Source organism: Pseudomonas sp. AC463, assembly GCF_979253585.1.
The window spans coordinates 1-247 of sequence record NZ_CEEDDZ010000996.1; the positions used below are offsets into that span (position 1 = coordinate 1).

Annotated in this window: 1 protein-coding gene; it reads right to left on the reverse strand. The window is 61.1% G+C overall.

What is annotated here, in order from left to right; translation table 11 throughout:
* Window positions 1–169 precede the first annotated feature (169 nt).
* On the reverse strand, window positions 170–247 hold a 78-nt coding region (locus tag AC0IYH_RS33225), incomplete at its 5' end, for a hypothetical protein (RefSeq protein ID WP_471838663.1).

The following is a 247-nucleotide window of genomic DNA, read 5'->3' on the forward strand; positions in this document are numbered from 1 at the left end:
GGAGTATTGAAGCGTCTGTCTCGGCACCCGCCGGTAAGGGCAGGACGGCTACCGAGTGGGCGTGTCGACGATCTGTCGTCGAACGCGGGTCAGGGGAGAGTAGCCAGCGCCTGGCAGTTCCGTGGGTACAGAACCGACAGTCGGTGTTCTATGCGCGGCAAAGATGCCCTCAGAGCACCACGGTACGATTGGCGTTGAGGAAAACCCGTCGCTCGAGAAAATAACTGACGGCACGAGCCAGGGTCAG